General features: G+C 68.0%; 23 protein-coding genes and 1 pseudogene. 15 read left to right on the plus strand and 9 right to left on the minus strand.

Translation table 11 applies throughout. The features are described 5' to 3' along the window. Window positions 1-115 precede the first annotated feature (115 nt). Window positions 116-907, plus strand: coding sequence for an enoyl-CoA hydratase/isomerase family protein (locus tag MX571_RS19620; RefSeq protein ID WP_247420444.1), 792 nt, complete (start codon window positions 116-118; stop codon window positions 905-907). 26 nt (window positions 908-933) lie between these two features. Here MX571_RS19620 and MX571_RS19625 read toward each other — a convergent pair whose 3' ends face one another. The 7 genes from MX571_RS19625 to MX571_RS19655 all read right to left on the minus strand — a co-directional run bounded on the left by MX571_RS19625 (window position 934) and on the right by MX571_RS19655 (window position 8,085). After that, window positions 934-1,716, minus strand: coding sequence for an enoyl-CoA hydratase/isomerase family protein (locus MX571_RS19625; RefSeq protein ID WP_247420448.1), 783 nt, complete (start codon window positions 1,714-1,716; stop codon window positions 934-936). Window positions 1,717-1,824: 108 nt separating this feature from the next. Then, a complete protein-coding gene (locus MX571_RS19630; protein ID WP_247420451.1) occupies window positions 1,825-2,988 on the minus strand; it encodes a thiolase family protein in 1,164 nt (387 codons plus the stop codon). Continuing rightward, entirely contained in the window at window positions 2,985-3,422 is a 438-nt protein-coding gene (locus tag MX571_RS19635; protein ID WP_247420465.1) for an OB-fold domain-containing protein, read from the minus strand. The genes MX571_RS19630 and MX571_RS19635 overlap by 4 nt, the downstream gene beginning before the upstream one ends. Continuing rightward, complete coding sequence (locus tag MX571_RS19640) at window positions 3,419-4,417, minus strand: hypothetical protein (protein ID WP_247420467.1); 999 nt, start codon at window positions 4,415-4,417, stop codon at window positions 3,419-3,421. Before MX571_RS19640 ends, MX571_RS19635 begins: the two co-directional genes overlap by 4 nt. Window positions 4,418-5,242: 825 nt before the next feature. After that, window positions 5,243-5,659 (minus strand): Zn-ribbon domain-containing OB-fold protein, encoded by a 417-nt coding sequence (locus MX571_RS19645; protein ID WP_247420469.1) that lies wholly within the window; start codon window positions 5,657-5,659, stop codon window positions 5,243-5,245. Continuing rightward, window positions 5,652-6,893, minus strand: coding sequence for a thiolase family protein (locus MX571_RS19650; RefSeq protein WP_247420471.1), 1,242 nt, complete (start codon window positions 6,891-6,893; stop codon window positions 5,652-5,654). Before MX571_RS19650 ends, MX571_RS19645 begins: the two co-directional genes overlap by 8 nt. After that, complete coding sequence (locus tag MX571_RS19655) at window positions 6,823-8,085, minus strand: acyl-CoA dehydrogenase family protein (protein ID WP_247420473.1); 1,263 nt, start codon at window positions 8,083-8,085, stop codon at window positions 6,823-6,825. Before MX571_RS19655 ends, MX571_RS19650 begins: the two co-directional genes overlap by 71 nt. Before the next feature lie 76 nt (window positions 8,086-8,161). Between MX571_RS19655 and MX571_RS19660 the strand changes: the two genes are divergently transcribed. Then, a complete protein-coding gene (locus MX571_RS19660) occupies window positions 8,162-8,674 on the plus strand; it encodes an FAS1-like dehydratase domain-containing protein (RefSeq protein ID WP_247420477.1) in 513 nt (170 codons plus the stop codon). Then, window positions 8,671-9,069, plus strand: a complete 399-nt coding sequence (locus MX571_RS19665) for a MaoC family dehydratase (RefSeq protein ID WP_247420480.1) — start codon at window positions 8,671-8,673, stop codon at window positions 9,067-9,069. The genes MX571_RS19660 and MX571_RS19665 overlap by 4 nt, the downstream gene beginning before the upstream one ends. 35 nt (window positions 9,070-9,104) lie before the next feature. Here the strand turns inward: MX571_RS19665 and MX571_RS19670 are convergent, their stop codons facing one another. Then, the gene (locus tag MX571_RS19670; RefSeq protein ID WP_247420483.1) at window positions 9,105-10,313 is read right to left on the minus strand and encodes a CaiB/BaiF CoA transferase family protein; all 1,209 of its coding nucleotides are present in this window, start codon (window positions 10,311-10,313) and stop codon (window positions 9,105-9,107) included. A 114-nt stretch (window positions 10,314-10,427) separates the two neighbouring features. On the opposite strand from MX571_RS19670, the gene MX571_RS19675 reads away from it, so the two are divergent. From MX571_RS19675 to MX571_RS19710, 8 genes are all read left to right on the plus strand, one after another. Continuing rightward, window positions 10,428-11,144, plus strand: coding sequence for an ABC transporter ATP-binding protein (locus tag MX571_RS19675; protein ID WP_247420486.1), 717 nt, complete (start codon window positions 10,428-10,430; stop codon window positions 11,142-11,144). Continuing rightward, window positions 11,141-11,869, plus strand: a complete 729-nt coding sequence (locus tag MX571_RS19680) for an ABC transporter ATP-binding protein (RefSeq protein WP_247420490.1) — start codon at window positions 11,141-11,143, stop codon at window positions 11,867-11,869. Before MX571_RS19675 ends, MX571_RS19680 begins: the two co-directional genes overlap by 4 nt. 83 nt (window positions 11,870-11,952) lie before the next feature. Next, on the plus strand, window positions 11,953-13,197 hold the full coding sequence (locus MX571_RS19685; protein ID WP_247420491.1) for an ABC transporter substrate-binding protein: 1,245 nt from the start codon (window positions 11,953-11,955) through the stop codon (window positions 13,195-13,197). Window positions 13,198-13,201: 4 nt separating this feature from the next. Beyond that, a complete protein-coding gene (locus tag MX571_RS19690; protein WP_247420494.1) occupies window positions 13,202-14,083 on the plus strand; it encodes a branched-chain amino acid ABC transporter permease in 882 nt (293 codons plus the stop codon). After that, entirely contained in the window at window positions 14,076-15,023 is a 948-nt protein-coding gene (locus tag MX571_RS19695; RefSeq protein WP_247420497.1) for a branched-chain amino acid ABC transporter permease, read from the plus strand. Before MX571_RS19690 ends, MX571_RS19695 begins: the two co-directional genes overlap by 8 nt. Window positions 15,024-15,062: 39 nt before the next feature. Beyond that, window positions 15,063-16,241, plus strand: a complete 1,179-nt coding sequence (locus tag MX571_RS19700) for a CaiB/BaiF CoA transferase family protein (protein WP_247420500.1) — start codon at window positions 15,063-15,065, stop codon at window positions 16,239-16,241. A gap of 80 nt (window positions 16,242-16,321) precedes the next feature. Continuing rightward, window positions 16,322-17,473, plus strand: a complete 1,152-nt coding sequence (locus MX571_RS19705) for an acyl-CoA dehydrogenase family protein (protein WP_247420502.1) — start codon at window positions 16,322-16,324, stop codon at window positions 17,471-17,473. 49 nt (window positions 17,474-17,522) lie between these two features. Continuing rightward, window positions 17,523-18,314, plus strand: a complete 792-nt coding sequence (locus MX571_RS19710; protein ID WP_247420504.1) for an IclR family transcriptional regulator — start codon at window positions 17,523-17,525, stop codon at window positions 18,312-18,314. 96 nt (window positions 18,315-18,410) lie between these two features. On the opposite strand, the gene MX571_RS19715 is transcribed toward MX571_RS19710, so the two are convergent. Then, window positions 18,411-19,166 carry a citryl-CoA lyase gene (locus MX571_RS19715; RefSeq protein WP_247420506.1) on the minus strand — a complete coding sequence of 252 codons (756 nt, stop codon included), beginning with the start codon at window positions 19,164-19,166 and terminating at the stop codon, window positions 18,411-18,413. 118 nt (window positions 19,167-19,284) lie between these two features. Between MX571_RS19715 and MX571_RS19720 the strand changes: the two are divergent. The 4 genes and pseudogenes from MX571_RS19720 to MX571_RS19735 all read left to right on the plus strand — a co-directional run bounded on the left by MX571_RS19720 (window position 19,285) and on the right by MX571_RS19735 (window position 23,628). Further along, window positions 19,285-20,059, plus strand: a pseudogene (locus MX571_RS19720) (enoyl-CoA hydratase/isomerase family protein). Between the two features lie 55 nt (window positions 20,060-20,114). Then, entirely contained in the window at window positions 20,115-21,740 is a 1,626-nt protein-coding gene (locus tag MX571_RS19725) for a class I adenylate-forming enzyme family protein (RefSeq protein WP_247420509.1), read from the plus strand. Window positions 21,741-21,813: 73 nt separating this feature from the next. Further along, window positions 21,814-22,404: a flavin reductase family protein gene (locus MX571_RS19730; RefSeq protein ID WP_247420511.1), complete on the plus strand. Its 591-nt coding sequence runs from the start codon at window positions 21,814-21,816 to the stop codon at window positions 22,402-22,404. Between the two features lie 84 nt (window positions 22,405-22,488). Then, window positions 22,489-23,628 (plus strand): acyl-CoA dehydrogenase family protein, encoded by a 1,140-nt coding sequence (locus MX571_RS19735; protein WP_247420513.1) that lies wholly within the window; start codon window positions 22,489-22,491, stop codon window positions 23,626-23,628. Window positions 23,629-23,630: the final 2 nt, after the last annotated feature.

The raw sequence follows: 23,630 nt of genomic DNA on the forward strand, positions 1-23,630 counted from the left end.
GCGTGTCGACCGTGTCCTCGGTCTCGTTCGAGACGTGCTCGCGCTCTCGTTCGTGGCCTCGTGATGAGAACCGTACTGAAGTTATTTACCGGTCCTCCCCGAGAGAACGAGTACCATGCGAGAGATCGGCGACGGAAACGTCCTGCTCGACGTCGAGGGCCACCGGGCGGACGTCGTACTCAATCGACCGGAGAAGCGAAACGCGATGAACCAGGCGTTGCTCCGCGACCTCAGGCAGGCCCTCGAGGAGGTGGACGCGACCGACGGAGTCCGCGTGATGACGCTCTCCGGGAAGGGGTCGGTGTTCTGTGCCGGGATGGACCTGGAGATGATGCGAGAACGTGGCGAGGAGGACGCCGAGGGCCTCGACGTCGGCCTGAACGACGTCACGCACTACATCGAGGACATGGACGTCGTGTCGGTCGCCAGCATCAAGCGAGGGGCGATCGCGGGCGCGTTCGAACTCGTCCTCCCCGTCGACTTCCGACTCATCAGTCGTGACGCGAAGTACGGGGTCATCGAGGTGACACTCGGGATATTCCCCTCCGGAGGTGCGACGCAGCGGCTGCCCCGACTCGTCGGGCTCTCGAAGGCCAAGGAGATCGTCCTCTCGGGGGAGTTCGTCGACCCGGAGGAGGCGAGGGAGATCGGCCTCGTCCACGAGGTGGTCGACGACCCCGAGGCGATCGACGAGCGAGCGAGGGAGTACGCGGACGACCTCGCGGAGAACGCCCCCCTCGGGATGGCGGCCGCCCGCGGACTCCTCAACTCTGCGCTCGACGTGCCGCTCGACGAGGGCCTCGCTCACGAGTCGGCGATGGGCGAGCGATTGACCGAGACCGACGACTACACAGAGGGGTTCACCGCAAGAATCGAGGGTCGGGAACCGGAGTTCGAAGGCCGGTAGTCGGCCACTCGGTATCTGCGGCCCGCTCAGGCGTAGTCCCGGTCGTACTCGGGGTCGCGACGCTCCGAGAACGCGTCGACCGCTTCGTGGTGCTCCGGGTCGTTGACGCAGTCCCACTGGTACTCCATCGCTCGCTCACAGTACTCCTCGAACGAGCGCTGCGGGTCGACGAGGCGCTTGGTGTGCTGGACGGCCAGCGCCGGGAGGTCGCGCATCTCCTCGGCGAACGCCGTCGCACTCGCCAGCGGGTCGTCGGCCTCCTCGACGGCGAGGCCCAGGTCCACTGCATCCTCGGGCGTGATGTCCCGGCCCGTCAGGAGGTACTCCTTGGCCTTCGACTCGCCGACGAGTCTGGGGAGCAGCCATCCCCCACCGTCACCGGGGACGAGCCCGACGTGGACGAACCCCTCCCGGAGCACCGCTTCGGGGCCGACGACCCGTGCGTCGCAGGCGAGCGCGAAGTCGCAGCCCGCGCCGATGGCCGGCCCACCGACGGCGGCGACGCTCGGCGTCGCCATACCGCGGAGCTGTCGGACGACGTTCTGGACGCCCCAGAGGTAGCCGGCGTACTCCTCCTTGGTCATCGTCTCGTGCCAGTCGGGCATGTCGTTCACGTCGGCCCCGGCGCAGAACGCGTCACCGGCCCCGGTCAGCACGAGCGCGTAGACGCCGTCGTCCTCCGCGGCGTCGCGCAGTGCGGCGTTGAGTTCCAGGATGGTCTGTCGACGGAACGCGTCGTACACCTCCGGTCGGTCGATCGTTATCGTGGCGATACCACGGGTCGTCTCGTAGCGGACATCTTCGTACATAGGGAACCACCGCCGGCGTCGAGCGCCGGTCAGGCGATACCTCACCCGTCCGGGCGCGTCGTCATCAGTGTACCTGTGGTCGGCGAGGAGGAGAGACCGGTCGACCCGTCACGGCCGCTCGAACACGTTGACGCAACTGACCGCGCCCGTCGCGTTCCGGCCGATGCCGATGTTGTGCTGGAGACCGACCTGCGGGTCGTCGACCTGGACCGCACCGGCCTCGTCGCGCAACTGTTCGTACACCTCCGCGACCTGTGCGACGCCCGTCGCGCCGATAGGATGGCCCTTCGACAGCAGACCGCCCGACGGGTTGACGGGCGTGTCGCCGTCGAGGCGGGTGTGGCCCTCCTCGACGAAGCGGCCGCCCTCGCCCTCGCCGCAGAACCCGAGGTCCTCGTAGGTGACGAGTTCCGTGATGGAGAAGCAGTCGTGGACCTCCGCGACGTCGACGTCGTCCGGCGCGATACCGGCGCGTTCGTACGCCTGCGACGAGGCGTGACGAGACGCCGGGAAGTTCGTCAGCGCGGCGTCCGCGCCACGCTGGAACGTGTCCGTCGACAGGCCCCACCCGGCGTGGCGGACCGGTCGGTCGGTGAACTCCTCGGCCCGGTCCTCGCTGGCGAGCAACACCGCACAGGCGCCGTCGGTGACCGGACAGCAGTCGTAGAGGTTCAGCGGGTAGCTCACCGTCGGCGACTCTGCGACGTCCTCGACGGAGCACTCGAACTGCTGGTGGGCGTGGGGGTACTTCGTCCCGTTCGCGTGGTTCTTGACGCTCACCTCCGCGATCTGCTCGCGGGTCGTGCCGTACTCCTCCATGTGGCGGGTCGCACGCATCCCGAAGAACGCGGGCATCGTCACGCCGCGACCGCGCCAGAGCCGTTCGAGCGCCGCGCTCTGGATGAGGCCGGCGGTGTCGTCAAGCATCTTCTCCGCGCCGATGACGAGCGCGACGTCCGCCGTGCCCGCCCGGATGGCTATCGACGCGTTCCGGAACGCGTCGCTCCCCGTCGCACAGGCGTTCTCGACGCGCGTGATGGGCTTCTCGAATAGCCCTGTCGCGTGTGCGACCGCGGCTCCGGACGAGCCCTCGCCGGCCATGTCGATGGTGCCGTACCAGGCGGCGTCGATGTCTGCCGTCGGGTCGACGCCGTGGTCGACGTCGTCGAGCAGTTCGAGGTACGCCGACTCCAGCAGGTCGTCGAACGACTGGTCGTACAGTTCGCCGAAGTCGATCATCCCGGCGCCGACGACGTGGACGTCGCGCGTCATCGCGCACCTCCGGTCTCTCCCTTGTTCGAACGCGGGACGCTGAACTTGAACGAGTTGACCGGCCGACGGCCGTCGCTGAACAGTTCGCGGAACCGGGCGACGACCTCGGTGCCGACCTCGATTTCCTCCAGGTCGGTCTCGGTGAGCAGACCGTAGACGCGCGCGGCCTCCCCCTCACCGTCCGCCTGGGGCAGGTCCACGACTGCGACCGGCTGGGGCGTCTCGATGTCGTCGGGGAGATACTGCTGGACGACGAACGTCTCGACGGTCCCGCGTTCCGCCAGGACGACTTCCTCGAAGGTGGCGGGCGCGTCTCCACACCGCTTGCAGACGCGTTTCTCCTCTGGGTACGACACCCACCCGCAGTCCTGGCACTCGAAGCCGACGAGGCGCTGGTCCTGCCGACGGGTTCGGTGATAGCGCGGGCCGCTCATGCGCCGCTCACCCCCTCGTACTCGACGGGTTCGCGGTACTCGAGGTGCCGGGCGTACGAGACGTACTCCTTCGCGTCGAGCAGTTCGGCGACGGACAGGCCGTCGGTACGGTCCGCGCCCGGACCGGTCTCGAACAGCAGCGCGTCGGCCCCGCCGCCCCCGTAGTTGACCCCCAGGACGGACGTTCCGGGGTCGCTCGTCTCGAACGCTGCGACGAGGTCGAGCGCGAACGACGCCGTCCCGGCGTCCCCCACGGCCTCCCGATGTGACACGTGGTCGGCGTCCACCTCGCCGACCGCCGTACTGGCCATCCGGGTGTCGGGTGCGCCAGCGACGGCTCGTTCGGGCTCCGTCTCCGACCCGTCGAGGACCCGTCCGACCGCGGACTCGACCGCCGGTGCGACGCCGTGTCGCCGTTCGAACCGGGCGTCGCCCGTCTCGGCGACCGAACCGTGTTCGCGGTGGTGTTCGACGAACCCCGACGTCTCTCGCCCGCTGGCGAGGAGCGTGGCGACCGGGCCGTCGGCGTCGGACCGCAGGAGGAGCGCTCCGGCCCCCGCTCCGGCGGTCGGGCTCCCGTCGTCGTCGGGGTCTGCCGGAAGCACGTCGACCGCGACGAGCAGGACGGTCTCGCCGCCAGTCGCGAACGCCGCTGCCGCCCCGAGCGCGTCGGTGACGGCCCGACGGCTCGACCGAAAGTCACCCGTCCGGACGTCGCCGGTCGCGTCGAGTCGGTAGGCCACCTGTGCGGCGATTCCGTGTTCGGCGAACGGGTCGGTGACGCTCGCGGACAACACCGCGTCGACCTCGGCCGCGTCGGCGGCAGACCGCGCGAGCGCCGTCGCTGCGGCCTCACACGCCATCGTCACGTGGTTCTCGTCGCGGGCCGGGACGGCGCTCTCGCCGCTCGCCCGTCCGCCGTGCTGGTCGGCGACGTCGCGCCGATCGACGCGATACAGCGGGACGTAGCCGCCGTGCCCGTCGACTACGACCATCGCTTCACCTCGGACCGTACCGTGCACCGTGGTACCATTGTGAACGATTGCACACGCTCCGCACCGTAAACTGTATCGGTGGCTGCAGAGAGTCGCCGGTACCCCCGGTGGTGTCGGCGCTGAGTGGACCTCCCTAGCATATCCGTTCGGGACGACCAGTTCGGTGACGCTACAATCGACGAACCGTCGAGGACCGGTACGTCTCTCGAATCGTGATTCGCCTGCCCCAGCGGGCGTTCCAGTGAGAAGACGACGTCACACCGCACGTCGGCCACCGATGATAAATGATAACACGATTCGTGGACGAGATCGGTTGACGTGGTACTCCGTAGCAACACTCGCCAACGGGATTCTGAAGCGAATGAGCGATATCTTCTACGGCGATCAGGCCGGCCATCGCCAAATATCGCTTCTAAAAGTGGCCGTGCGTTGTCGTACTAGAGTTTTCTGTAAACTTTCGTACGAACGTCGCTTCGCCGGTTATCGATAGGGGCCTATGCAAGCCCTCTCTGCGGTCGAGAGCGGCCACGGGAGCTCCTGAGTTCTTCACGCCGATACGCCGTGGCCTGGCTCGGGCGTCGTCTGCCGACACGTCGCCGAGGACGCTCCTAATTGATGCCGAACGTCGACCGTGCAACTACTTTTGATATAGTGGGTATCGTGCACGCACCTATCAGCGGCGTGTGGTGGGGGGCATACAGGCGGGAACACAGTGCTACTCCGGCCGAATCGAGGAGGCAGGTCGCGGCTCGTGAGCGTGATCGAGTTGGTAGAACGAAGGGTGCTCGTCCGCTGAAGCGGCCCCCGCTCGTCGAGGTCGCAGTGTCAGCGGGGAGACGCCGACTCGTCGGGGAGCGTCGCGCTGAAGAATGGGTAGTCGGACCACCGACCCCGGTCGAGCGTTCCCGGGGCTGGACTCGGTTCGACGACCAGACGTTCGCCGATGGTGAGGTCGTCGTACGCCGCGGAAACCCGGACGAGGAGACGGACCCCGACGTCGAGGTCGACCGTTCCGACGACCGCCGGCGCGTCGAATCCCGGCGGCGTGCGCGTGAGTTCGGTGAACGCGTGGAGCGTCCCGGTCGCATCGGTCCGCTCCCAGCCCACGTCGTCAGCGTGACAGACCGGACAGACCGGGGAGGGCGGCAGGAACGCCTCGCTACACGCCGAGCACCGCTGGACGGCGAACTCGCCGTCCGCGAGCGCCTCGAAGAACGGTGCGGCGAGTGCACCCTCACGCATCGTCGTCACCCCCGAACACCGTCACGTTCACGCCGTCGACGTGCCCGTGCTCGGCCGACGTCAGCACCGTCGTCGCGTCCCGCACCTGGTTGGCCGCGGTCCCTCGAACCTGGCGAACCGCCTCGACGTGGTTGAGCAGCGGAGACACCATCGCCGGGTGGCCCCGACCGATACACCCTCCCGACGGGCTGATTGGCGTCGTCCCGTCGACAGCAGTCTGCCTGTCGACGGCGGCGAGCGCACCGTCTCCTCGGTCGAACAAGTCGAGTTCCTCGGAGAGAATCGCCTCCGTGTGGGGGAACGGCGCGTACAGTTCGAACACGTCGACGTCGCCCACTTCGCGGTCGGCGTCGTCGAGAGCCTCGTCCGCGGCGGCCGCCATCGCCGGGTGCCGGGCGAGCGACTCGCCGCGGACGCCGAGGTAGTGGCTCGGTGCGTGGTCGTAGCCGGTCCCAGCGATGGGAACCGGGCCGTCGGTCCGGCCGGCGTGGTCCGCACCAGTGACGACGACGGCCGCCGCACCGTCGCAGGGTGCCGGGCACTCGTACAGTCGCAACGGGCGGGCGACCGGCCGGGAGTCGAGGACGTCCGAGACGGTGGTGCCGCTCGAACGAATCGCCTCGGGGTTCGAGGCGGCGTTCTCGCGGTTCTTCACGACGACCTCGGCGACGGCCTCCCGGGAGACGTCGTACTCGTGGCAGTAGCGCTGGAGGCTCTGCGCGTACAGTCCGGGGACGGTCGGCCCGACGGGTGACTGGAGGTCCCGTTCGAACGTCCCGAGGATGTACGAGAGGTAGTCGTCGGTCTCGACGTGTGAGTTCCGCTCCGCGGCGAGGACGACGGCCACGTCGGTCACACCGCGTTCGACGTCCGCGACGGCGAGTCGGAACGCGCTCCCGCCGCTCGTCCCGCCGGTGTAGGTCTCGACGTTCCGCGCGAGGTCGAGACCGAGGCGGTTCGCCAGTGCGGTCGAGAAGAACCCCTGCTCCGTCCAGGGCCGCGGCTTGGGCATGTAGAGACCGTCGACGTCGGCGAGGGCGAGGGCGGCGTCGTCGACGGCCTCCCGGAGCACTTCGGCGGCCATCTGCCACGTCGGCACGTCGTAGGTCCCGTTCGGAAGCGCGCTCACGCCGATGGCGTGTGCGGTCATCGCCGTGGCCCCGTCATCGCTGTTCGACCCACGGCGTACCGTCCAGTTCGGCACCGACGTACTCGCCGGCGAACGCGTCGTCACGGAGTTCGTCGTAGGCGTCGTGCTGGACGATGCTGCGCATCACCTCGCTGGCTCCGCCGAGGAAGCGACCCGCACGAACGTCGCGCTGGATGCGCTCGACGGGGTAGAGCGTGGTCGTCCCGACCCCACCCATCACCTGCATCGCGGTGTCGGCCACCTCGTGGGCCGCGTCGTTCCCGAACGCCTTCGCCATCGCCCCCTCCATCCGGCCCGCCGAGAGGCCCCCCTCGTCCAGTAGCCGGGCGGCGCGGGTGTTGAGGAGGTACGCCGCGTCGAGTTTCGTCGCCGCGTCGGCGATACCGTGGTTGACCGCCTGGTACCGCGAGAGCGGCCGCTCGTTGACGATGCGGTTGTCGGTGTAGTTCGCCGCGATCTCGAGGGCGCGCTCGGCCGCACCGAGACAGTACCGCGCGATGGTGAGGTGTTCGAGGTTCAGTTCGTTCGTGAGGTACGACCACGCCGCGCCGGGGTCGCCGACGACGTTCTCCGCGGGGACGTGAACGTCGTCGAACCGTATCCACGCCGCGCCGGTCCCCCGGAACCCGTGCCAGTCCGAGAGGTCCATCTCGATGGAGAGACCGTCGGCGTCGCCCTCGACGAGGAGGATGGAGAGGCCGTCGCGGTCGCCCGCCTCGCCGCCGGTCCGGGCCGGGACGACGAACAGGTCGCCGTAGCGCGCGAAGTCGACGAACCGCTTCTCGCCGTTCAGCACCCACTCCTCGCCCTCGCGTCGGGCGCTGGTGTCGAGGTGAGCCATGTCGGTGCCGCTGCTCGGTTCGGTGAACGCCTGCGCGAGCACCACCTCGCCGTCGAGGAGCGGTTTCAGGTAGGTGTCCCGCACGTGGTCGCTGCCGTGTTCGTACAGCGTTCGACCGATGTGCTGGGTCAGCGACACCTGACAGGCGTGGACGATGGTGCCGGCGTACCCCAGCGCCTGTTCCGCGAGGACGGTCTCCACGACGCCCAGGCCCCCGCCGTTGTACTCCTCCGGGACCGAGATGCCGAGCAGGCCCGCGTCGCCGGCCCGCGAGACGAACTCCTGCCAGTCGGCCGCGGACTCGCGGTTCTCGTCGAGCGCGCGGAAGTGGTCCTGGTCCAGGTCGCCGACGAACACGTCGCTGCGCAGCGTCTCGACCGTCTCCTCGAGGTACTCTCGCTCCGCCTCGGTGAGTGATGTGTCTTCACCTATCATGGGCCGTGGTTCTGGCAGTCGTCGGATAACTGTTTCCCACGGTAGATTTTTGCGACGGGAGACGGGACTGTCTGGGGTGCCATCGAAATCGGTCGACGAGCTACAGGGCCTCGTCGGTGAGACGAGACGGACGGTGTCGGAGTTCGTGGTCGAACGGGGCAAGGTCGCGGAGTTCGCCCGCGCCATCCACGACCCCGCCGACGTCTACCTCGACGAACGGGCCGCCGTCGCCGCCGGATACGAGACGATTCCCGCGCCGCCCACGTTCGTCCGGACGGCGTACTTCCCGCGGTACCGGCCGGACGATACCGACCAGGGACTCGGCTTCCACGAGGACCTCGGCTTCCACCAGCCGCGGACCGTCCACGGCGAGCAGCGCTACGAGTACGACCGGCCGCTCCTCCTCGGCGACGAACTGACGGGCCGGACGACGCTGGAGGATGTCTTCGAACGGGACGGGAGACGAGGCGGAACGCTCACGTTCGCCGTCCTCCGCACGGACTTCACCGACACGGCGGGCGAGCACGTCGTCTCGGACTGGAACACCCGCATCGAGACGGGACGGGCCATCGAGGGGGAGCGCGAATGAGCGACCACAGCGTCGGGGACACCGTCGAGCGGACCGTCGAGGGAATCGAGCGTGCCGACTTCGTGCGTTACGCCGGCGCGAGCGGCGACTTCAACCCCATCCACTTCGACGAACCGCACGCGCGGTCGTCGGGCTACGAGTCGCCGTTCGGCCAGGGGATGTTCACGAGCGGCGTCGCCTCGCGCGCCGTCCGCGAGGCGTTCGGCCTCCAGGGGCTCCGCGAGTTCGAGACGCGGTTCGTCTCGCAGGTCTGGCCGGGCGACGACCTGACGACGACCGTCGCGGTGACCGCCGTCGAGGAGACCGACGCCGGCGACCGTGTCGAGGCCGACGTGACGGTCACCGACCAGGACGGCGAGACGGTCGTGGAGGGGCGGGCGGTCGCCGTCGTCTGACGGCCGGTCGTCGTCCTCCGACGCTCTCTCATTGCCTAGCGCTGCTCGAGGACCCCCGCTTCGACGAGGCGGTCGAGCGTCGCGTCGTCGTACCCCACCTCTTCGAGGACCTCGCGCGAGTGCTCGCCGAGCAGCGGCGCGTGGCGGCGGATGGACGGGGGCGTCTCCGAGAGGTCGAGCGGCGTGTCCGTGAGCGTCAGTTCCCCGTACCGGGGGTGGTCGACGTCGACGAACGTCCCCCGTTCCGCGAGGTGGTCCAGTTCGGCCGCCTCGCGGATGTCGTTGACGTGTGCGGCCGGGATGCCGGCGGCGTTCATCGCCTCGACGGCCTCGTCGGCGGGTTGCTCGACGAGCCAGCCCTCGAAGATGCGCGACAGTTTCGACGCGTCCTCCAGTCGCCCCTCCTCTGTCCGATAGCGCTCCTCCTCGCGCAGGTCCTCGCGGCCGAGCAGGTCGCAGTACGCCTCCCAGATGCGGTCGGAGTAGAGGAGCAGGGCGACGACGACGTAGCCGTCGGCGGCCTCGGCTGCCCCGTACAGCATGTCGGGCTGGCTGAACGTGTTCCGGCCGCCCGCGGCGGGCACCTCGTCCAGGTTGTTGTAGTACTCGAAGGCGGCGTCGACGTTGTGGACGAGCGATTCGAGCAACGAGACGTCGACCTTCTGACCCTCACCGCCCCGGTCGACGTGGCGGAGCGCGGCGATGGCGCTGAGTGCCGCGCTGTACGCCGCGTAGACGTCCCCCAGCGACGACTGGGAGCGAATCGGCGGCCCCTCGTCGAGGCCGTCGCCCATCAGGCTCGTGAACCCGGAGACGTGCTGGACGACGGTGTCCATCCCCGGATTCTTCGCCAGCGGCCCCGTCTCGCCGAACCCCGTCACGTGGACGTAGACGAGGTCCTCGTTGACCTCGCTGAGCGTCTCGTAGTCCGCCCCGAGGCGCTCGGCGACGCCGGGGGGCCAGTTCTGGACGAACACGTCCGCGACCTCGACGAGGTCGTGCAGGCTCTCCTGTCCGGCGTCGGCCTTCAGGTCGAGGCTCAGCGACCGCTTGTTCCGGTTGTACAGTTCGAAACCGGGGTTGAACGGTTCGCCGTCGAGCTGTCGACGGTCCGTGCGGAACAGTTCGCCGCGGTGGGGTTCGACCTTGACGACGTCGGCCCCGAGGTCACCGAGGAACGTCCCGGTCAGCGGTCCGGCGATGACCTGTCCGCACTCGACGACGCGTACGTCCGAGAGTGGCATGTCACCGTGTCTGTAACCGACCGGCTTAATCTTACCTCAGGCGACCGTCGGGCGATCGAGGAGACCGGCGTCACCGGTCCGACCCCAACGCTTATCGCTCCGGCTGGCAGGGGTATGCATACGAGACACATGGGCATCATCGATGTCGTCGACCTCAGCAGGTCGTTCGGCGGCCAGCAGGCCGTGGACGACCTGACGATGAGCGTCGACAGCGAGTCGATTACGGGGATGATCGGTCCGAACGGGTCCGGGAAGACCACGACGTTCAACCTCATCACGGGTCTGCTACAACCCGACTCGGGGCGCGTCGAGTTCCGGGGAACGGACATCACGGGCTGGAAACCGTACCGAATCGCCAACGAGGGACTCGGGCGGACGTTCCAGCAGGCACGGGTGTTCGACGAGATGACCCTCGAGGAGAACCTCCGGACCGTCGAGACGCCGGACGACGACGTCGACGAGGCCGTCGACCGGTGGCTGTCGTTCGTCGAACTCGACGACCACCGGCACCACTACGCGGGGAACCTCTCGGGGGGACAGCAGGTGCTGCTCGGCATCGCCCGGACGTTGATGCTCGACCCGGACCTCATCCTGCTCGACGAACCGTTCGCCGGCGTCAACCCCGGCCTCGTCGACGACATCGCCGCCCTGCTCGAACGCCTCCGGACGGAGGAGGGCAAGACGGTGCTCGTCGTGGACCACGAGATCGACGAGATCAGCTCGCTCTGCGACGAACTCGTCGTCCTCGTCGACGGCCACCAGTTGCTGAAAGACGAACCGAGCGTCGTGCGCGAGGACGACCGGGTTCGCGAATCCTACCTCGGACTATGACCGACCCATTACTCGACGTCGACGGAGTCGTAGCGGGCTACAACGAAGTGCCGGTGTTGAAGGACGTCGACCTGCACGTCGACCGCGGCGAGGTGGTCGGTCTCATCGGTCCGAACGGGGCGGGGAAGTCGACCGTGTTCAAGACGGTCATGGGGTACCTCTCGCCGTGGGAGGGAGAGATCCGCTACGACGGTGAACGCGTTGGCGACGTCCAGCCCAGCGACCTGGTGAAACTCGGCATCGGCTACGTCCCCCAGACCCAGAACACGTTCCCGAAGATGGACGTGATGGAGAACCTGCGGATGGGCGCGTACACCGTCGACGGGAGCGCGTTCGAGGAGCGTGCCGAGGACCTCCTGGAGCTGTTCCCGCGGCTCGACGAGCGCCGGCACCAGCAGGTACGCACGATGAGCGGCGGCGAGCAGAAGATGGTCGCCGTCGCGCGGGCGCTCATCGCCGACCCCGACCTCGTCCTGTTCGACGAACCGAGCGCCGGGCTGATGCCCAAGTACGTCCAGCAGGTGTTCGACCGTATCGGTACCATCCGCGAGGAGCGCAACCTCACCTTCCTCATCATCGAGCAGAACGTTCCCGTACTGCTGGAGAACACGGACCGAACGTACGTTCTCCGGAACGGCGAAGTGGTCGGCGACGGTGCCAGCGAGCGCTTCCTGGAGGGCGAGGAACTCGGCGACCTCTACCTCGGCGGGTCGACGTCGGCGTGAGCGCGCGGCGAGCCGTACTTCACCTGCAGCCAACGCTAGTTATTTATGTTGGCTCCTTACAACGCTAAGTAGCGTTACCAGCTATGCCAGACAACCACCAGCATACCCATCGGGGGTCGACGAGCGATAGCGACAGTACTCGACGGACGTTCCTGAGAGCGACCGGCGCGCTCGGGACTGCCGGGCTCACCGGACTCGCGGGCTGTACCGCGTTGAGCGGGGGTGGCGGAGGCGGTGACTCGCTGACCATCGGTATCTCCGTCCCGCTCTCCGGTGACTTCTCGAATCTCGGCTCTATCTACGAGACGGCGTTCGACGCGTGGGAGCAGAACGTCGAGGACAGCGGGGGACTCGACGGGACATCGGTCGAACTGCGGAAGGAGGACAACCAGAGTTCGGAGTCACAGGCGAGCGAGATCGCCAGCCAGTTCGCCAACGACGAGGTCGACTACGTCGTCAACGCCTACTCGTCGCCGCTCAGCCGCGCGATGGCACCCGCTCTCGAGGACGCCCAGATACCGCTCATCACCACCGGCTCGCTGAACTACGAGATCCACCAGGGGTTCGACTACATGTTCATGTTCGAACCGCCGCTCGCCCGGAAGGGCGCGGGCTCCATCCTCTCCCAGCACGACGACGGGAAGAAGGTCGCGGCGCTCGCGGTCGACCTCGGCTGGGCGCGACTGAGCCAGAAGCGGTTCGTCGAACAGGTCGCCCCCGACAACGGGCTCGAGGTCGTCTACTCGGCGACCCACGCGCGCGAGACGACGGACTTCGACTCGTTCATGCTCCGGGCGAAGCAGGCCGGCGCGCAGTCGTTCGTGGCGACGAACTACTCCCACCACGTCGTCAACATGGTCCGGTCGATGGCAGCGCGGAACTTCACGCCGAAGTACGTCGACGCCCAGACCGCGACCGCGGCGAGCATCGGCAACGACCTCGGCTCCCTCGTCGAAGGGCTGGCTGCCCCGACGATGTACATGCAGCAGTTCGACACGGCCGGGAACGAGGAGTTCCTCGAGACGTTCAAGAGCATCCGTTCGAGCGAGGAGATCTCCGCGGACTACCACGCGGCGCTCGCGTACGGGGCGCTCCAGACGTTCGAGGGCGCGTACGCGAACGCCGGGAGTGCCGAGGGGTCGGAGCTCCAGCAACAGATGATGAACTCGGAGTTCGAGACGGTCGCGGGGACGGCGTCGTTCAACGAGAACGGCGTCCAGGACGGCATCCCGTGGAGCCTCCTCCAGTGGCAGGACACCAAGTCGAAGCAACTCGTCTTCCCGGAGGAACGCGCGACAGGCGACGTCACGTGGCCGAAACCCTGGTGAGACAGTGGTCGACGTAACTATCATCCTCTCGTTGCTGGCGAGCGGTCTCCTGCTCGCCGGCGTCTACATGCTCACGTCGATGGGAATGGCGCTCGTGTTCGGCGTGATGGAGGTCGTCAACTTCGCGCACGGCGGCCTCATCATGGCCGGCGGCTACATCACCTACTGGCTGTTCACCGAAGTCGGCGTCGACCCCATACTGAGCCTCGTCGTCGTCATCCCGGCGATGTTCGCCGTCGGGTACGCCGCCCAGTGGGTGTTCGTCGAACACGTCGTCGGCGAAGAAGACCTCTACAGTCTGTTGCTGACGTTCGGGCTGTTGCTGGTGCTCGAGTCGACGTTCCGCGTCGTCTTCTCGACGGAGACGGTGACCATCCCCTACCTCTCGCAGGGCGTCGACGTCGCCTCCATCGGGCTGTCGCTGAAGGAGGTCGCCTCGGGCGGCATCGGGTTCGTCGTCACGGGCGTGCTGTTCGCGTTCCTCTCCCGGAGCTCCCTCGGGCAGGCCATCCGCGCGACGAGTCAGGCTCCCGACCTCGCGGAGGCCTCGGGCATCAACGCGCCACGTATCCGTGCCATCACGTTCGGCGTCGGCTCGTTGCTGGCCGGCATCGGCGGGACGGCGTACTTCATCTCCTACGGTATCAGTCCCATCGGTGGTCGCCACCTGCTGCTCATCGCGTTCGTCGTCATCGTCCTCGGCGGCATGGGGAGCATCAAGGGTGCGGGCGTCGCCGCCGTCCTCATCGGCGTGTTCCAGACGTTCGCGGAGTACTACGCCGGCTCGCACCGGGCGCTCCTCGTCATGTACCTCGGTATCGCCGTCGTCCTGCTCGTGCGCCCGCACGGACTGTTCGGTGAACCGGAGGACCGACTCCATGGTTGACCTGCCGCCCATCGACGACCGACGGACCTTCTACGGTATCATCGTCGTCGCCGCGCTGGTGCTGGCCACCGGTCCCGTCAGTCTCACCCCCTACGGGATGAAGGTCGTCTACTTCCTGTTCATGTACGCGGCGCTCGCGTACGCCTGGAACTTCCTCTCGGGGTACACGGGGTACGGAACGTTCGGCCCGTTCGCGTTCATCGGACTGGGGGCGTACGCCACGGCCGTCCAGGTCGTCTACCTCAACCTGGCGTGGCCGCTCGCGCTCGTCGGCACCACCGCCTTCGTGGCGGTGTTCGCGCTCGTCCTCGGGGTCATCCTGCTCCGGATATCGGGCATCTACTTCGCCATCGCGACGCTGCTCGTCGCCGAGGGACTCAGACAGGGCGTGCTCATCGAGACGACGTACCTGAAGGGCTCCATCGGCCTGAACGTGGCGCCGCTGACGAACACGGAGGCGTACTTCGCGTTCATGGTGCTCGCGTTCGCCTGTCTCGTGCTGACCTACGAGACGGCGACCTCGCGGTTCGGGCTGCGGATGCTCGCCGTCCGCGAGGACGAACAGGCGCTGTCGACCATCGGGGTCAACCCCCTCCGGTACAAGCTCTCGGCGTTCGTCGTCCACGGCGTGCTCACCGGGCTCGCGGGGAGCCTCTACGCCCTCTCGCTGGGCTTTCTCTTCCCGAGCACGGTGTTCAGCATCTCGATGACCATCACGCTCATCCTGCTGGTCGTCCTGGGCGGCATCGGGACGGTCTGGGGGCCGGCGCTCGGCGCGCTCATCCTCATCCCGACCCAGGAGATACTCACGCAGAACGTCTCGGACTACCACATGCTCGCGTTCGGCGTGGTGCTCATCGTGCTCATCCTCCTCATGCCCGAGGGACTGGTGAACGAACTCCAGGAGCGCGGGTACCTTCCCCGGTCGCGGGGGGTCTGAGGCAGGAAGTTTTATTCCGGCACGCTCGGATTATGTCCTATGCAACCACTCGACGATGTCGTCGTCGTAGATGCATCACAGGCGCTCGTCGGCCCGTTCGCGACCCAGACGTTCGGCGATATGGGTGCGGAGGTCATCAAGATCGAACGTCCGGGGACGGGCGACCTGACGCGCGACTTCGCGCCCGCCTACGGCGACCTGTCGGCGTACTTCGTGAGCCTCAACCGGAACAAGCAGTCCATCACGCTCGACCTCGCGTCCGAGGAGGGCCGCGACGTCCTGCACGACCTGGTCGCGGAGGCGGACGTGTTCGTCCAGAACTTCGGGCCGGGCGTCGCCGAGCGACTCGACGCCGACTACGACACGCTCGCCGACCTGAACGAGGACCTGATTTACACCGACGTCTCGGGCTACGGCGACGACAGTCCGCACGGCGACCGGAAGTCCTTCGACATCGTCCTCCAGGGCGAGTCGGGCATCATGTCCGTCACGGGCAGCGAGGACCAGCCCGCCCGCGTGGGCATCTCCATCAGCGACGTCTCGGCGGCGATGACCGCGACGTACGCGACGCTCACGGCGCTCTACCACCGCGAGCGGACCGGCGAGGGACAGTACATCGACATCGCCCTGCTCGACACGAGCTTCCAGTGGCTCCTCTACCACGTCACGAACTTCTTCGCGACCGGCGAGACGCCGCAGCGAATGGGGACGCGCCACCCGAACCTGACGCCGTACCAGGCGCTCGAGACGGCGGACGACTGGGTCGTCGTCGGCGTCATCACCGAGGCGCACTGGCCGTCGTTCTGCGAGGCCCTCGACCACGAAGAGTGGCTGGAACTCGACCGCTTCGAGACGTTCACCGACCGGGTGGAGAACCGCGAGGAGTTCGACGCGCTCCTCGACGACATCTTCGCCGAGAAGACGACCGCGGAGTGGGTCGAGCGCCTCCGTCAGCACGACGTCCCCTGCACGCCCCTCAACTCGGTCGCGGACATCGCCGAGTCCGAGCACGTCGAGGCCCGAGAGATGGTCGCCGAGATGGACCACCCCGACCTGGGGACGTTCCGGGCACCCGGCAACCCGGTGAACTTCTCGACGCTGGAGACGGACACCTCGCAGGCACCACCGACGCTCGGCCAGCACACCGAGACCGTCCTCGGTGCGCTCGGGTACGACGACGACGACATCGCCGACCTCGCCGACCGGAACGTCATTTGAGCCGGCCACGTTCCGGGTCGAGCCCTGCTCCTGTGGCTCCTTCCCCCGTCACTTATGCGCTCGCTGGGTGTACGTGTGGTATGCTCGCACTGAACGAGGAGCAGCGGATGCTGGTCGAGACGCTCTCGGACCTCGCGGAGAACGAGTTCGCGGAGCGCGCCTTCGAGTGGGGCGACGAGACGCCGTGGGAGAACATCGAGACGCTCGCCGAGCGGGGCTTCCTCGGCGTCAACATCGGCACGGAGTACGGCGGCGGGGGCATGACCGAACTGGCGGCCATCCTCACCATCGAGGCTGTCGGGCGCGTCTGTCCGGACACGGCGCAGTACATCTACGAGCAGCAGATGGTCGCGCCGCGAGCCATCGAGATGTTCGGGAGCGAGGACCTCAAAGAGCGCTACCTGCCGGGCGTCACCAGCGGCGAGACGTGTGTCGCGGTCGGCATCAGCGAACCCGAGGCCGGCAGCGACGTCGCCGCGATGAACACCACCGCCGAACCCGCCAGCGCGGACGCGGACGGCGACGCACTGGTCGTCGACGGCGAGAAGACGTGGGTGTCGAGCGTCCGGGACGCCGACGCGGTACTCCTCTGGGTGAAGTTCCCGGAGGGACTCGGGACGCTCGTGGTCGACTTCGACAGCGACGGCGTCGAGGTCGGCGAACACTTCACCAACATGGCCGGTCACACCCAGTCGCAGTTCTTCCTGAACGACGTGCACGTCCCCGAGGCGAACGTGCTCGCTCGCGGCGAGGACGCGTTCGTGAAGCAACTCCAGGCGCTGAACTGGGAGCGCCTGGGGTCGAGTGCGCTCGCCAACGCCCTCGCCCGGAACGGGCTGGAACGGGCGCTCGACTACGCCGGCGACCGGAACCAGTTCGGCCAGCCCATCGCCGACTTCCAGGGCATCGAGTGGAAGTTCGCGGACATGACCAAGCGACTGCAGGCCTCGCGTGCGCTCACCTTCTCCGCCGCGCAGTCGGCCGTCGACGCCGGACGCATCCCCGCTCGGATGGAGACGTCGGTCGCGAAGCTCTACGCGTCGGAGACGGTCGAGCGTGTCGTCAGCGAGGCGCTGCAGGTGTTCGGCGCGAACGGCTACCAGCGGGGCCACCCGCTGGAGTACCTCTACCGCATGGCGCGGGGTCGTCGTATCGCGGCCGGCACCGACGAGATACAGAAGAACCAGATCGCGCGCGTCCTGAAGCGCGACGGGTTCCCGTCCATCACGTGAAGATTTCTCGTGAAGAAACGTTAAGTGCGACTGGAGGAGAGTGTGTGCCATGGCATCGTCACGCGAAGGGGGCGACACGGGAGCGGGGGAACGGGTGACCGTCCAGTCGGTGACGACGACGCTCGACGTCATCGACGCACTCCAGCGCCACCAGGGCGCGGGTGTCACGACGCTCGCCGCCGACCTCGACTGCTCGAAGAGCACCGTCCACAAACACCTCGCGACGCTCCGGGAGCGGGATTTCGTCGTGAAGAACGACGACAGCTACCGCCTCGGCCTGCGGTTCCTCGACGTCGGCGGCGACGTGCGGAAGCAGTTTCCGGGTGCCGACCGGATCAAGCGGAAAGTTCGGCACCTGAGCGAACAGACGGAGGAGCTGGTGCAGTTCATCGCCGAGGAGCGCGGTCGCTCGGTCGTCCTCTACCGGGAGGTCGGCCCGCACGGCGTCAACACCCGGACTCGCGTCGGGAAACGCCTCTACCTCCACCAGATCGCGGCCGGGAAGGCCATCCTCGCGAACCTCCCCGACTGGCGAGTGGACGAGATCGTCGCCAGACACGGCCTGCCGCGGGCGACCGAGTCGACCATCACCGACCGGGACGCGCTCGACGAGGAACTCGCGACCATCCGCGAGCGGGGGGTCTCGTACTCGCTGGGCGAGAGCACGCGCGGCCTCAACGCCGTCGCCGTCCCGATGCTCGACCCCGACGAGCGGGTCCTGGGAGCCTGCGTCGTCTCCGGACCGAGCCACCGACTCCGGGGCGACCTGCTCGAAGAGGAGTTGCCGAACGTGCTCCTCAGCACCGTCAACGAACTCGAACTGAACCTCGCGTACGAGTAGCCGTTCGCGACGGCGAAACGGCTCCGCTCACTCGCGCGACTGCTCTGACCCCTGCGGCCGAGTCTCAGCCGCCGTTCGGTCGTCTATCGACTGCGCTCAGTCCTCGACGTAGGTCATCCGCTCGTCGACCGTCTGCCAGACGTCCATACCGACGGGCGACTCACGCTCCTCGATGACCTCCGCGACGAGGCCGGCGGCGCGACTGACGATGGCGAACCCCCGTGCGGCCTCCGGGGCCAGGCCGAGGTCGGACGCGAGTGCGCCGATGGCGCCGGTGACGTTGATGGGGAGGTCACGGCCCGCCTCGTCCTCGAACGCCCCCTGGAGGTCGCGGAGGATGGCGACGTGGTCGCCGGTGACGTCGGCGTCGTCTGCGAGGTCGAAGAGGCGCTGGGCGCGCGGGTCGACGGGGTCGAACTCGGGGTGGCCGATGCCAGAGAACCGCTTCTCGCTCTCGCGGTAGGCGGCGACGAGTTCCGCCGTCGCGGCCTCGCGGTCGTCGGCCGCAGCGACGGCCTGGAGGTCGGTCGCACACTGCTCCATCGCTCCCGCGAACCGGGACCCGACGCCGAGCAGACCGCTCGCCACCGCTCCCTGCGTCGACGACGGTTCCGAGAGCAGGGTGAGGCGCGTGGCGATGGCGTGCGGGGTCGTGCCGTGGACCATCAGCGAGGAGAGCATCGCGTTGATCAGTCGCCGTTCGGCGACCGTGGGCGTCTCGCCGCTCAGGAGGTGGACGAACGCGGACCCGAAGTCCATCTCTCCCATTATCTCGGTCGTGAGGTCCTTCCCGCGAACGGTCACCGATTCCTCGTCGTGCGTCGAGAGTCGCGTCTCGTAGCTGTCGGGCATCGTACCGGGAACTGCCGCGGTATGTCGTATAAATCTAGCGGGCGTCGGACTGCCGGAGGCTACCATCACGCCGCGCTACTGGGGCAATCTTGAGGAGGGTGCCCGACGTCGACCGCGTATGTTCGACCCGGAGTCCGACACGGTTCAGTACGAACGCGACGGCCACGTCGCCGTCGTCACGCTCGACCGCCCGGCGACACTCAACGCGCTCACGGTGGAGATGCGAGAGACCGTCGCCGACTGTCTCCTCGACGCCGACGCCGACGACTCCGTCCGCGCCGTCGTCGTCACGGGCGCTGGCGAGGCGTTCTGTTCGGGGATGGACCTCGAGGAGTTCTCCCGTGAGGAGACCGCGCGGATGCTGGACGTCGACTCCGACTTCCGGGACTTCACGCTCCGGGGGGACCCCATCTACACGCCCGTCGTCGCGGCGGTCAACGGCCACTGTATCGCTGCCGGGATGGAGTTCCTGCAGGCGACGGACCTGCGTATCGCGGCCGAAGAGGCCAAGTTCGGCCTCCAGGAACCGCGGTGGGGGTTCGGCGACCGGGTCGACGGTCCGCCTGCCCCGTGACCTCGCGTACTGTCACGCGATGGAGTTCCTGCTGACGGGTGACCTCTTCTCGGCCGACCACGCGTACCGGGTCGGCCTCGTGAACGACGTCGTGCCAGCCGACGAGGTGGTCGAACGCGCGATGGCGGTCGCCCGCCGAATCGCCTCGAACAGTCCGGACGCGATACGCGCTATCAAGGAGATCGTCCGGCGCGGCGGCCGCGTCCCGCGCGAAGAGGCGTTCGCCATCGAGTCGGCGGTCGGGGTGTCCGCCCTCGAGAGCGACGACGTCGACGAGGGACGAGCGGCCTACGAAGCGGGGCGGACCCCGGAGTACTGATTCGGCCGGCCGCGGTGATGACAAGCTATTTCCGGCGCTTCCCGGTACGTGTGGTATGAGTTGGCGCGGAGCGACACTGAACCAGCTGCTGGACACCGCCGCGGACGAGCACGCCGACACCGAGGCGCTCGTCACGGCGGACGAACGGCTCACGTACGCCGAACTGCACGACAGGGTCCGCGAGTTCGCGCGTGGACTCCTCTCGCTAGGGGTCCGGACCGGCGACAGGGTCGGCGTGCTCCTCAGCAACCGGGTCGAGTGGTTCGTCGCCACCTACGCCACCGAGCGCGTGGGGGCGACGATGGTCGGCCTCAACACCTGGTACAAACCTGACGAACTCCGCTACGCCCTCCGACAGGCCGACGTCTCGACGCTGGTGACGCTCGACTCGTTCCTCGACAACGACTACCTCGAGATGCTGACGAGCGTCGACCCCGCCATCGTCGAGGGCGACGGGACGAACGTGAACTCCACGGTGCTCCCCGTGCTCCAGACCGTCGTCGTGGTGGGGGACGCACCGTCGTGGACCGTGCACTGGGACGAGGTCGTCGACCGCGCGGACGGCGTGACGGGCGACCGGTTGGCCGCGACCGCAGAGGCGGTCGAACCGGACGACGAGGCGTACGTCCTCTTCTCCTCCGGGACCACGGGACGCCCGAAACCCATCGTGCTCGAACACGACGGACTGGTGACGAACCCGCGCAGCATCGGCGCTCGACTCGGCGTCGACGCTGGCGACCGGTTCTGGCTCGGGCTGCCGCTGTTCTTCAGCTTCGCGGCCTGCAACGAGTCGATAACGGCGTTCGCCCACGGGGCGACGCTCGTCGTGCAGGAACGGTTCGACGCCCGGGAGGCGGTCGACCTCGTCCGGGAGGAGGAGTGCACCGTGCTGTACGGAATGGGGAACATGTTCAAATCGATGGAGCGCCTCGACACCGACCTCCGGGCGGCGTTCGACTCGGTCCGGGTCGCCCTCGCCGTCGCCCCACGGCCCGTCCGACGGCGACTCGAAGAGGAACACGGCGTCGACCGTGCGCTGAACTGCTACGGGTTGACCGAGGTGTCGGCCATCTGTGCAATCACGCACCACGACAGCGACGAGCGCTCGCGACGGGAGACGGTCGGTCATCCCCTGGCGAACGTCGACGTTCGCGTCAAGGACCCGGAGACGGACGTCGAGGTCGCGCCGGGCGAGCGGGGGGAGATTCGCATCCGGAGTCGAACGATGTTCCGGGAGTACCTGAAGCGCCCGGAGAAGACCCGGGAAGCGTTCGACGAGGCGGGGTACTTCCGCACGGGCGACCTGGGGTGGCTGGAGGCCGACGGCCGCCTCGTCTTCGAGGGCCGCATCACGGACATGATCAAGACCGGAGGCATCAACGTCTCCCCGGAGGAGGTCCGGCGCGTCGTCGGCGAACACCCCGGCGTCGAGGAAGCGGTCGTCGTCGGCCTCCCCGACGACCGGCGGGACGAGGTCGTCGCTGCAGCGGTCCGACCGGCCGATGGGCACGACCTGACGGGCGACGACGTGATCGAGTTCTGCGCGGAGCGCATCTCGGCGTACAAGGTCCCCGACGTCGTCGTGGTCAGAGACGAGGCCTTCCCGCGGACGGACACAGGGAAGGTCAGGACGTTCGAGGTCCGCGAGGAACTGGCCGCCGAGACCGGACGCGACGCCTGACCGGACGCCAGACGAGCGGACCCACGCGGCGACCGACCGACGCGACTATGCGACGGTGTCCCAAACGACGGGTATGGAGACCGACCTGCGAGAGGACGTGTCGGGCGTCCACCGTCTGCTCACGAGCGTCGTGACGCCCCGGCCCATCGCGTGGACGAGCACCGTCGACGAGTCCGGCGTTACGAACCTCGCCCCCTACAGTTACTTCAACCTCGTCCACACCGACCCGCCGGTCGTGATGTTCGCGGCCGAGGACGACGGCGAGCGACGGAAGGACACGCCGACCAACGCCGTCGACACCGGTGCGTTCGTCGTGAACCTCGTCACGGAACCGCTGGCCGACCGGATGGACCGGACGTCGCTGGCCGCGCCCCCGGAAGTGAACGAGTTCGAGGAGGTCGGTCTGGAGGCCGTCCCGGCGACGACGGTCGACGTGCCCCGGGTCGCGGACGCGGCCGCACACCTCGAGTGCACCGTTCGGGACACGAAGCGAATCCACGGCAGCACGCTCGTCTTCGGCGACGTCCAGTACGTCCGCGTCGACGACGCGATGCTCACAAACGGCCGGGTCGACGCCGCGAAGGTGGACGCGGTCGGTCGCCTCGGCGGCCCCTACTTCACCCGAGTCGACCGCCTCTCGCTCACCCGGCGCACCGACTACTGACCGGTCGGTCGACCGGTACTGCTGCCACCGTGTCAGACGGTACCATCGCTATCTTTATGCCCCGGCTGGTCCCTCTTCCTCCCGATGGACGACCTCTCCGACGAGCAGCGGATGGTCCTCGAGACGGTTCGAGACCTCGCCGAACAGAACTTCGCCGAGAAGGCGTGCACGTGGCACGACGAGACGCCCTGGGAGAACGTCGAACTGCTGGCCGACCGGGGGTTCCTCGGACTGAACTTCGACGAGCAGTACGGCGGCGGTGGCATGACCGAGGTGGAGGCGCTGTTGACGATCGAGATCGTCTCGCGGGTGTGTCCCGACACGGGACTGTTCCTCGACTCGCAGACGATGCTCGGCCCCCGGGCCGTCGCCGAGTTCGGCACCGAGGCCGCCAAGGAGCGCTACCTCCCGCCGGTGATGAACGCCGAGGACGGCATCGCCCTCTCCATCTCGGAGCCGGGTGCCGGGTCCGACGTCGGCGCGATGAACACGACCGCCGAGGAAGACGGCGACGGGTTCCGGGTCAACGGCGAGAAGACCTGGGTGAGCGACGTGGGCTACTGCGGGTCGTCGGTCGTGTGGGTCCGGTTCCCCGGCGAGGGGCTGGGTTCGCTCGTCCTCGACTTCGACGCGGAAGGCGTCGAGATGACGAACCACTTCACGAACATGGCCGGGCACACCCAGACGCAGTTCTACATGGACGACGTCTACGTCCCGGCCGAGAACGTCCTCACTCGGGGGGAGTCGGCGTTCAAGGAACAGCTCGTCTCGCTGAACTGGGAGCGCCTCGGGAACGCCGCGATGATAACCGGGAAGATGGCGTTCGCCATCGACCGCGCCATCGAGTACGCGGAGGATCGCGAGCAGTTCGGCCAGCCTATCGGGGAGTTCCAGGGCATCGAGTGGAAGCTAGCCGACCTCGTGAAACACTACAAGGCCGCACAGGGGTTGACGCACCGGGCGGCGCGGAACGCCGTTGCAGCCGACCGGACGCCGAGCCGACTCGACGCGTCGGTCGCGACGCTGTACGCCTCCGAGATAGCCGAGCGCGTCGTCAGCGAGTGCGTACAGATACACGGCGCGAACGCCTACCAGCAGGGCCACCCGCTGGAGTACCTCTACCGGGACATCCGCGGCTGGCGCATCGGCGCGGGTACCGACGAGATACAGAAGAACCAGATAGCGAACGTCGTCAAGCACGACGGACTCGACCACGTCGTCTGACC

The organism is Halomarina salina, from assembly GCF_023074835.1.
Classification (GTDB): Archaea; Halobacteriota; Halobacteria; order Halobacteriales; family Haloarculaceae; genus Halomarina; species Halomarina salina.

Coding starts and splice junctions, on each gene's coding strand:
- MX571_RS19620 (WP_247420444.1), top strand. CDS start 116: ATGCGAGAGATCGGCGACGGAAACGTCCTGCTCGACGTCGAGGGCCAC.
- MX571_RS19625 (WP_247420448.1), bottom strand. CDS start 1,716: ATGTACGAAGATGTCCGCTACGAGACGACCCGTGGTATCGCCACGATA.
- MX571_RS19630 (WP_247420451.1), bottom strand. CDS start 2,988: ATGACGCGCGACGTCCACGTCGTCGGCGCCGGGATGATCGACTTCGGC.
- MX571_RS19635 (WP_247420465.1), bottom strand. CDS start 3,422: ATGAGCGGCCCGCGCTATCACCGAACCCGTCGGCAGGACCAGCGCCTC.
- MX571_RS19640 (WP_247420467.1), bottom strand. CDS start 4,417: ATGGTCGTAGTCGACGGGCACGGCGGCTACGTCCCGCTGTATCGCGTC.
- MX571_RS19645 (WP_247420469.1), bottom strand. CDS start 5,659: ATGCGTGAGGGTGCACTCGCCGCACCGTTCTTCGAGGCGCTCGCGGAC.
- MX571_RS19655 (WP_247420473.1), bottom strand. CDS start 8,085: ATGATAGGTGAAGACACATCACTCACCGAGGCGGAGCGAGAGTACCTC.
- MX571_RS19665 (WP_247420480.1), top strand. CDS start 8,671: ATGAGCGACCACAGCGTCGGGGACACCGTCGAGCGGACCGTCGAGGGA.
- MX571_RS19670 (WP_247420483.1), bottom strand. CDS start 10,313: ATGCCACTCTCGGACGTACGCGTCGTCGAGTGCGGACAGGTCATCGCC.
- MX571_RS19675 (WP_247420486.1), top strand. CDS start 10,428: ATGCATACGAGACACATGGGCATCATCGATGTCGTCGACCTCAGCAGG.
- MX571_RS19680 (WP_247420490.1), top strand. CDS start 11,141: ATGACCGACCCATTACTCGACGTCGACGGAGTCGTAGCGGGCTACAAC.
- MX571_RS19685 (WP_247420491.1), top strand. CDS start 11,953: ATGCCAGACAACCACCAGCATACCCATCGGGGGTCGACGAGCGATAGC.
- MX571_RS19695 (WP_247420497.1), top strand. CDS start 14,076: ATGGTTGACCTGCCGCCCATCGACGACCGACGGACCTTCTACGGTATC.
- MX571_RS19700 (WP_247420500.1), top strand. CDS start 15,063: ATGCAACCACTCGACGATGTCGTCGTCGTAGATGCATCACAGGCGCTC.
- MX571_RS19705 (WP_247420502.1), top strand. CDS start 16,322: ATGCTCGCACTGAACGAGGAGCAGCGGATGCTGGTCGAGACGCTCTCG.
- MX571_RS19710 (WP_247420504.1), top strand. CDS start 17,523: ATGGCATCGTCACGCGAAGGGGGCGACACGGGAGCGGGGGAACGGGTG.
- MX571_RS19715 (WP_247420506.1), bottom strand. CDS start 19,166: ATGCCCGACAGCTACGAGACGCGACTCTCGACGCACGACGAGGAATCG.
- MX571_RS19725 (WP_247420509.1), top strand. CDS start 20,115: ATGAGTTGGCGCGGAGCGACACTGAACCAGCTGCTGGACACCGCCGCG.
- MX571_RS19730 (WP_247420511.1), top strand. CDS start 21,814: ATGGAGACCGACCTGCGAGAGGACGTGTCGGGCGTCCACCGTCTGCTC.
- MX571_RS19735 (WP_247420513.1), top strand. CDS start 22,489: ATGGACGACCTCTCCGACGAGCAGCGGATGGTCCTCGAGACGGTTCGA.